The organism is Candidatus Protochlamydia sp. R18, assembly GCF_000648255.1.
GTDB classification, from domain to species: domain Bacteria; phylum Chlamydiota; class Chlamydiia; order Chlamydiales; family Parachlamydiaceae; genus Protochlamydia; species Protochlamydia amoebophila.
Genome location: NZ_BASL01000704.1, coordinates 38511 through 47464 on the forward strand (window position 1 = coordinate 38511; position 8954 = coordinate 47464).

Sequence of the window (8954 nt, forward strand, 5' to 3'; positions counted from 1 at the left end):
CAAGTTTTCCTTTTGGAAAATCCTAAGTTTTTGAGTTTTAAAGTATGTTTAAAAAAGTTTGCCTTATTACATTCGTCGCTTGTGTGGTAGGGATAGTTTTGTTTTATCAAGCGATTGAATCATCCATTTTAAAATGGATGATTCAAAATTATTCTGCGCGTTATTTTGAAACCCCGCTTCAGTTTAAAAAATTTATTTTACATAAAAATCAAATTGTTTTGCTTGAGTTACATACAGAAGACGATCAGTTTTCAGCTGATAAAATGGTCTTAGATTACAATTTAGATCTTTGGAATAGACAAGTTAATTTTTTTATCACTCTGGATCAACCAAATTATAGGTTAAAAGAAAAACAAGATAACCAATTATCTCGATTGCGTTCATGGACTGAAAAAACAACCTGGATTAATCTCCAAGCAGATCTGAAGATTAATCAAGGAGCTTTGATTTGGAACTCTTCTCAATTAACGCATCAAATGCAATTTGATTTAGCATTCAATCAAAAAGACGGTGGATATGTTAAAGCTTATTTTCAAGATTCAGAAAAAAATAATAACTATTTAATTTTAGAATCTGTAAATCACTCAAATTTCATGCAAATTAACTTGCAATGTCATGAAATTGAGGCGACTAGTTTATTTTCTTTAGCTAAGACGGTATGGAAAGGATTGAATCATTGGCAAGTCTGCTCAGGAATTTTAGACGGAAAAATAGAAGCGATTTTTGTTCCTTATTCACGTCCTTATTTAACAGGAGATTTGTATATTGATCAATTAGCGTTTACAGACATTACAGCTAATTTAAAAGGAAATATTCAACGAGCCTGGTTACATCTAGAAAAAAATAGTCATTCTAATGAAAAGGAAGACGCCTTAACAACTGTTGGTCATGTTGAGTTTTTAAAGCCCGCTCACTTAAATTACCAGTCAAAGCAGATTGACAGTTGGTCTATAAACCACATTCTAGGGCGTATCTCTATCGATAGTTTAGAAAAAATGTTTGTTGATTTAAAAGCGAATGGTCTTTATCAACAAGAACAATGTGATTTCAATCTCATTGGTGAAGCGAATTTAAATTCCCGACGCCATCTAAATTTCAATCTGGATTTATTTTGTCGTTCTCCCAGCCAACAAGAAGGTCATGTCTATTTTTTTTTGGATGAATTATCTCAAGATCCTAAAAAAATTGAAATTAAGTTAACAAATCTTTCGCATGTAGAGTTTGGTTTCATACAAAGAATTTTGAGTATGTACTGGCCTAAACTTTCAAATATTGAATTAAAAAGTGGGATTTTTCAGGCTACTCTTGAAGCACATCTCATTAAAAAAAATCTAGAAAACATTCAATTTAACCATTTTCAAGTAGATGATTTGAAGTTTAAACTTTCTAATTTTAATGCTGAATTTTCTCTGAAACATGCAAAAGGTAATGGATCTATTCAACCCTTGGTCCCAGAAATATGGCGAACCATTAATACCGAATTGCATATTGATAATGGAAATATTCAATTATTAGGTTTAGATCAAGTTCCTTCTTTGACGTCTATTCAGACACATTTAAAAGTAGTCAAAGGGCTTATTCCTCATGCTTTGGCATCCCTGCAATTTGCAGGTCTTCAAGGAGACATGGATATTGAGTGGGGAGAAGAGGAGGACCTTATTAAAATCAAGTTAAATGGAGAAATGCAAGATCTAGCAAAATTTTTTCCTCAACATTTGAAACAAGGAATTCACAATCATTTAAATCATCATCAGTTAGCTATTGTAGCTGATATCAAGAAACAAGCTTCAAATGTCGATTTAACAGGCATTGCTAACATTTGGCAGAAAAACCCTGAAAATGCGCAGCTTATTCATTTTGGAGGAGAATTAAAAAAAATTGCTGATTATCCCGAACGGAAATTTGCCCCGCTTGGTTGGTTTTATGCTCATAATGTCAATCTTGAAGAATATATTGCGCCTTTTATATTCAAGCCAGCTTCTGTAGAAGTAAGAGGAAATGCTGAAGTCAAAGGTTCTATTGATCAAGAATTTCTGACAATTAATTATGATATCGATCAATTAGTGATTGAAAATGAAAATTTATTAATTGAATCGAAGCAATTACATTCATCGGTCCCCGGAAAACTTTTAGGTTTCCATGAACTCAATTTCAGGTCGTTACATCATCGAGGAATGCTTCCTATTCGCTGTGCTACCTATTTAGAAAAAAATACTGGGCTACATTTTGACAATATCCAAGGTAAGGTCTTATTTAAAAATCAAACAATTCATATTCATTCTTTAGAAGGAGAGTGTCAGGATATTCAATTCGCTGGCTGTTTGGCATTAGATTATGAAGATCCAGCTCCAGAAGTATTCAGTTTAAAAATCCATTGTCCGACTTTCAGTGGTAAAATTTCTCAAATACAGCATGTTTTAGAAATGCTTCATATTTCTTCCCCTGTTACAAAAATGAGAATTGATGGAGAATTAATAGGGAAAGGGGAAGGATTATTTTTAAAATTTGAATTTTTCCCAAATGATTATCATCTATTTGCAAGAGCTAATGGAGCTTTACTAGATGGGTATTTTCCTTTCGAAAAAGAAAATTTATCTTTAAAAGGACTTTATGCTGATGTAGATTATTTGCATTCTGAATCTTGTTTAACTCTCTCTGATATTCAAGGGACATTACTCATTGGAAGGCCAAAAGTAGTTCAAGAATGCGATTTAAACGGGCATCATCTCTCTCTAAAAAATTTAAATAAACCCTATATTGATATTGATTTAGACATTTGTGTGAAAAAAGAGCAAGATGAACTAGCTCGTTTAGTTGCTATCACGCGAGAAACAATAGGGGGGAGTAAACAGATTGTTATCAATCCTGATTTATCGCATTTGAGTCATATTTACCCAGAAAAATTTCAATGTGAATTTTCATCAGAGGGACATCTATCTTCTTTTGAGTTTGCATCTCATTTTAAAATTCATCCCCTTATAAAAAATTTATGTTTATTTAAAAAATCAGGATTGTTTTTCTTACCAGCTTCTTTCATTGCTAAAATAGATCAATTAGGACCTGTCGAAGGGGTAGCAGATTTTAGTTGGCATTATGATAAGTCAGAAAATAGCTTTTCTTATCAACTAGAAAGTAATTCTATACATTCTATCTCTCGTCCAGTTCATAAAGCTTTTCTGGCAGGAAAGTTAGCAAACCGGCGATGGACCATTGATCAAATTCAATGGGATAATATCCATTTATCTGTTGATTTTCTACAATTAGAGGACAGATGGAAAATTAATTTTTTTGGATTAAATGATTCTGAATCCACCGTTTTGGGTTTAGAAGGAGAATTTATTCCTGATAAGGGGTTGTTAAATCTTCAAGTGAACTTATTAGAGCTTAATTTAGAACGAATAGAGCAATGGTCTATTTGTAAAAATTTTGCTATTAATTGGAACCCTCGAGGACAGTTACAGCTAAAAGGAAAGCTTAAGTTCGATCTTCTTTCTGACTCATATTGTCATTCGATGATGGGATATTTAAAAGGAACGGCGAGAGCACTTTCTGTTCGTAATTGTTCTTTTGAAATTAATCGACCGATTCAGATCGATTTTTTAGAAGAAAATGAAATTTTCATTCACGAACTTCCTATCAACTTGAATCGACAATTTCGACAATTGGCTGAATGTAATTTTAAAATGCTTTATTTCAATCCAATAAAAAAAGATTGGACATGCGAACAATGTGATTTTCTTTTTCCTTCTCAGACTTTGAAAGAACTTTCTACCATTTTATATCGTCATTTTCCTGATTTTATCGAGGAAAATAGTTTAGAACTGCTATCAAATTGTAAGCAAGAAGGCAATTTAGTTGGGAAATGTACTTTTAAAATGAGCCCTTCCCGTCAAAAATTTCAAGTGAATCTAGAAAATGGGGCTTATTTCTTAAATAGCCAGCTATATGATTTAAAAAATACTCAGTTTATCATTGATAACAGCTTGTTGACATTTTCCGCAGACACCCAACAAGAGAGATGTGCATTTCAAATTAAAGGGACGGCAGTTTGGCCAAAGCTTAATCAAGGAGAATGTTTTTTCGTTGATGAGAAAGTGACTTGTTTCCCTTTGAAAATTTCTTGGAATCGAAATAAAAACAAAGAATTTCATATTCAAAAAATAAAGGGACATTTTTGTGGATTAGATGTAAACCTTGTAGAAGTTTGTGAAGAGCCTTCTTCGCAATGGTTTGCTCTAAAAGGAACAATTGGCTTAAATTTTAACTTAATCGGTCCTTTACTAACTTATGATCTATCTAAAAAAATCCAAAAACTTATGCTGGGCCCTCAGTATAAAATGGTTGGTCATTATTGGTTAAATAAAAAAAGAGGTCTATCTTTATTAGAGTCATTTTATTTTCAAGGGAAACTAACTGCTGATGAAGCGATTTTAAAAGGATTTATTTTTAAGCAAGTTGAAGCCATCATTAACTATCAACCTAAAAAATTAGAAATCAGTCAATTCCGCATAGAAGATCCTGCAGGTATTTTTCAATGCTCCAAGTTAACAGTATTTCAAAATAAAAATAATGTGTGGCAATTTTGCCTTCCTCAACTGTCTGTAAAAAATTTCAAACCGGCTTTGTTAAAAGAAGAAGTACAAACAGTGACATTTGCACATAAATTTAAATCTTTGTTAGTCAAAAGATTAGATTTAGAAGGATTTCAAGGTTACTTAGGTGATGTCTCAACTTGGCAAGCCGAAGGTCGTTGTCATTTTCTGAATTCATCACCTAAAAATGTTGTTCATACTCCTCTTTTAGCAATTCCAGCTGAGATCATCTTAAGACTCGGTTTAGATCCACAGGTATTAAACCCAGTGAACGGAACAATTTTTTTTAATGTGTACGGCAATCGCCTTTATTTGACTCGACTTAAAGATGTTTATAGCGAAGGAAGAGGATCTAAATTTTACTTGGTTAATCATGAAAGACCTTCCTGGATAGATTTGGATGGAAAATTATCTATTTTGATTCGAATGAAACAATATAATCTCATTTTTAAAATTGCTGAATTATTTACTGTCTCTGTTCAAGGGAATCTAAAAAAACCGACTTATTCTTTGCAAAAGCAAGCAAAAACTTCAAAAAAAGGAGCTGCAGCTTTGTTTAGTAAATAAATATTTAATAAAATTAAGTTTCGTTTATAATTTTTCAAAACAAAAGTAAATAAAATTTAATAGAGAAAATAAATGTTTTTAAATAAATGGTTTGTTGTCTTTTTAATTTTCCTTCTCAGCTTTCTTGGAATCTACTTTTACAATTCTTTAACTGATGGTTTTCGAATTGCTCATATCACTCATCAGTTAGATTTTACACCTTGCTGGAAGACATCCAATTTATCGGAACATGAAAAAAAGTCTTTGAAAGCTATATTAGATCAAAAATATACTTATCTTGGCAAAGGAGCTCAGTCTTATGCCTTTGTTAGTGCAGATCACCAATATGTTCTGAAATTTTTTAAATTTAAAAACTTTAAACCACATTTTCTAGTAAAACTTCTTCCTTCCTTACCACCTTTTAATCACTACAAACAGCTTTATCTTCAGCGCAAGCAAAAAAAATTGATGAGTGTGTTTAATGGTTATGATATTGCCTATCAACAAAACAAACTTGAATCAGGTTTAATTTATCTCCATTTATTACCTACAAATTTTTTGAATTATAAGGTAACTCTCGAGGATAAAATGGGGATTATTCATAAAGTAGATTTAGATTCTGTCGCTTTTTTAATTCAACGTAAAGGGGAGACTCTTGGTAATCATCTAACGAGTCTATTAGAACGAGGAAACCAAGAAAAGGCAAAACAAGCTATCTCAAAAATTTTTACTATGTATATGCAAGAGTATCAAAAAGGGATTTATGATCGAGATCATTCTGTGATCGATAACACAGGATTTATTGGAGAAAACCCTTTTCATTTAGATGCCGGCAAATTGACACGGGATGATCTGATTAAGCAACGAAAATTTTATAAAAAAGATTTAGAGCAGGTCGCTTGGAAGATTGATCAATGGATCAAAAAAAAATACCCAGACTATTATTATTCTATTTCTTCTTACCTCGCAAGCAATTATAATGAATGGATAGGAGAAATATTTGATCCTGCAAAAATTGATTTAAATCATTATCGAAAAAATCGTCATGTTTTGAATCAAGCGGAGGAATAAAAATGTATTGGTGGCAGGAGATTAAAAAATCCTGGATCCATTTTGTTTTTCCCGCTACCTGTTTATATTGTAAAGAAAGTTTACAACCTAGCCAAGCTGTTTTTTGCTATGCTTGTGCTTCTCTATTAGAATTGATTAATCCCCAAGAAAGATGCCCCATTTGTTTTGATTTAAAAAAAAATACCTTCATGCATAAATGTGAAAGATGTAAGGCTTTTCCTTCACTTTTTTTACGCCAAGCTTCAGCTTTTGATTATTTTGGTCCAGCTCAAACGCTTGTCAAACAATTAAAATATGGAAATCAACCTCACTTGGCGAAGGGGATGGCAGCATTTTTAATGACTCAATTTGATCGATTAAAGTGGCCATTGCCTGATATCATAGTCCCTGTTCCTATGTCTTTTTCTCATTGGTTAAAAAGAGGATATAATCAAAGTTTTTTATTAGCTGAAGAAATGGCAAAAATTCTTCACATCCCTCTTTTAAATTGCCTTAAACAGATTTCGGGTAATTACGGGCAAGCCTCTTTGAATTTAGGACAAAGAAAACAGCTTAAACAAGTATTCAAGTTGAAAAAAACGTTTCAGATTCAGGATAAGAGAGTGCTACTCATCGATGATGTCATGACAACAGGAACAACTCTTCATAAATGTGCAGAGGCTTTAAGTGAAGGTTTTCCTGGAACTCTTTATGCTCTAACTTTTTGCCGTACAACTGTTCATGATTAAATCCATTTTTTTTGTCGGAAGTAATGCAGCATCAATAAGCTCAAAGTTAGCATGAACAACATGATCAACGGATATCCAAATGGATAATGTAATTCTGGCATGCTATCAAAATTCATTCCATAGATGCTTGAAATAAATGTTAAAGGAACGAAAATTGTGGAAACAATTGTCAAAACTTTCATGATTTCATTTGAGCGAATATTGATGTTAGATAAATAAATATCTAACATTCCTGAGACTACATCGCGAAACCCATCAATGATATCATTATTTTGAATAATATGATCATAAAGATCTTTTAAGAAAATTTGCGTATGCGTATTGACTAACGGAGGTTCAATACGTTGAAAACGATTAACCACCTCCCGCATAGGCCAAATAGATCTTTTCAAAACAGCTATTTCTTGTTTAGCTCGCTGAATGCTTTGTAAAGTACCGGGTTTTGGAGAACGGACAAGTTCTTCTTCTAAATGATCTAAATTGGTATCAATTTTTTCTAAAACGATGAAATAATGGTCCACAATAGTATCTAACAAAGCATAAGCCAAATAATCTGCTTTTTGTTTGCGTATGCGAACGTTACCTTGTCGAAGTCTTTCTTTAACAGAAATAAAAACATCTTTATCTTGCTCTAAAAAAGAAATGAGTAAATTTTCTCCAAAAATAAGACTGATTTGCTCGTCTTGGATTTGATGCTCTTGTTGATTATATTTTAAAAATCTTGCGACAATGAAAACTTGGTTTTGGTAGATATCGAGTTTTGGACGTTGAGAAGTATTAAGAATATCTTCTTGGATAAGTGCGTGTAAGTCAAAACGTTTGCCAATCGACGCAATGCTGGCAGGATCATAAACGCCAAACACTTGAATCCAAGTCATGTTAGGAGTCGTAAGATGATCTAAACATTCCTCTATGGATACGTTTTCTTTTTCAATAAACTCTGATTCAGAATATTCGATGATGGAAAGTTTAATTTCGTGGGGAGGTTTTTCTCCTATTGGAATTAAAGATCCAGGAGAGAGGCCAGTTTTTTTAATTCTATTTTTTAATAGTCGATACATAATGCACTCGCTAAAGTCTAAAAATTCAAGTGATCAACAACTTAAAAACTTAAATGATTTCAAATATATAAATTCAAAATCTAGATGATTAGCTTACATTTGATGGATGATCAAACATTTGCTAGAGTTGATTGATGACACCAAATGAATCTTTTATTTTAGAGATAACGCATTTAATGTCTATCTTTAGTTCGTTTATAAGTATGTATGAATATTGGAGTTCTTCTGAAACCTGAATTTTAATGACGTTTAAGCTATTATATCACCAAAAATCTGAGGTGATATGAGATTTGAGAACATTAAAAACTTGAAACCAGAAGATTTCCGCCGTCTAACAGGGGTTAAATTAGAGACTTTTAAAAAAATGGTGGAGATGATAGAAGGAGCTCTCCGAGAAAAGAAGTCTAAGGGGGGTCGTCCAAATAAACTTTGTCCAGCTGATATGATCTTGATGACTCTGGAATATTTAAGAGAATATCGGACCTATTTTCACATTTCTACCACTTATGGAGTAAGTGAAAGTAATTGTTATTATAACATTCGTTTTGTTGAGAACACATTGATTAAAAGCGGACATTTCAAATTACCTGGCCGTAAAGCGTTAGTAAAAAGCGATGTCGAATATGAAGTGATTTTAGTAGACGCAACTGAGAGTCCTATTGAAAGGCCAAAAAAAAGCAAAAACATGACTATTCAGGCAAGAAGAAACGACACACTCTGAAGACTCAGTTAATTGTCAACAGAGCGACGACAGAAATCATCTGTACAAGCTATGGGAATGGAAAATGCCATGACTATCGCCTCTTTAAAAAATCAAAGACAGGAATTCATCCCGGAATAAAGGTGGCTGTAGACACGGGTTATCAAGGCTTGCAAAAGATACATACTCAAACGGTTTTACCCAAAAAGAAAAGTAAGAAAAATCCTCTGACCAAGGAAGATAAAAAGAGAAATAC

The 8954-nt window shown here is 32.6% G+C and carries 4 protein-coding genes and 1 pseudogene; 4 read left to right on the plus strand and 1 reads right to left on the minus strand.

All coding sequences use genetic code 11. The features are described from left to right. Nucleotides 1-44 precede the first annotated feature (44 nt). The 3 genes from TY19_RS06315 to TY19_RS06325 all read left to right on the plus strand — a co-directional run bounded on the left by TY19_RS06315 (nt 45) and on the right by TY19_RS06325 (nt 6937). A complete protein-coding gene (locus TY19_RS06315) occupies nt 45-5159 on the plus strand; it encodes a hypothetical protein (RefSeq protein ID WP_148300645.1) in 5115 nt (1704 codons plus the stop codon). Nucleotides 5160-5231: 72 nt separating this feature from the next. Then, nucleotides 5232-6209: a hypothetical protein gene (locus tag TY19_RS06320; RefSeq protein WP_052354823.1), complete on the plus strand. Its 978-nt coding sequence runs from the start codon at nt 5232-5234 to the stop codon at nt 6207-6209. Nucleotides 6210-6211: 2 nt separating this feature from the next. Next, nucleotides 6212-6937: a ComF family protein gene (locus TY19_RS06325; RefSeq protein ID WP_042281075.1), complete on the plus strand. Its 726-nt coding sequence runs from the start codon at nt 6212-6214 to the stop codon at nt 6935-6937. Here the strand turns inward: TY19_RS06325 and corA are convergent. Then, nucleotides 6934-7998, minus strand: a complete 1065-nt coding sequence (corA, locus tag TY19_RS06330) for a magnesium/cobalt transporter CorA (RefSeq protein ID WP_042281077.1) — start codon at nt 7996-7998, stop codon at nt 6934-6936. The genes TY19_RS06325 and corA overlap by 4 nt on opposite strands. Nucleotides 7999-8281: 283 nt before the next feature. Between corA and TY19_RS06335 the strand changes: the two are divergent. Beyond that, nucleotides 8282-8954 (plus strand): annotated as a pseudogene (locus TY19_RS06335) (IS5 family transposase); the annotation flags it as partial.

What these genes read in the sequence shown, in the direction of transcription:
- TY19_RS06315 (WP_148300645.1), top strand. Translation starts at nt 45, where the DNA reads ATGTTTAAAAAAGTTTGCCTTATTACATTCGTCGCTTGTGTGGTAGGG.
- TY19_RS06320 (WP_052354823.1), top strand. Translation starts at nt 5,232, where the DNA reads ATGTTTTTAAATAAATGGTTTGTTGTCTTTTTAATTTTCCTTCTCAGC.
- TY19_RS06325 (WP_042281075.1), top strand. Translation starts at nt 6,212, where the DNA reads ATGTATTGGTGGCAGGAGATTAAAAAATCCTGGATCCATTTTGTTTTT.
- corA (WP_042281077.1), bottom strand. Translation starts at nt 7,998, where the DNA reads ATGTATCGACTATTAAAAAATAGAATTAAAAAAACTGGCCTCTCTCCT.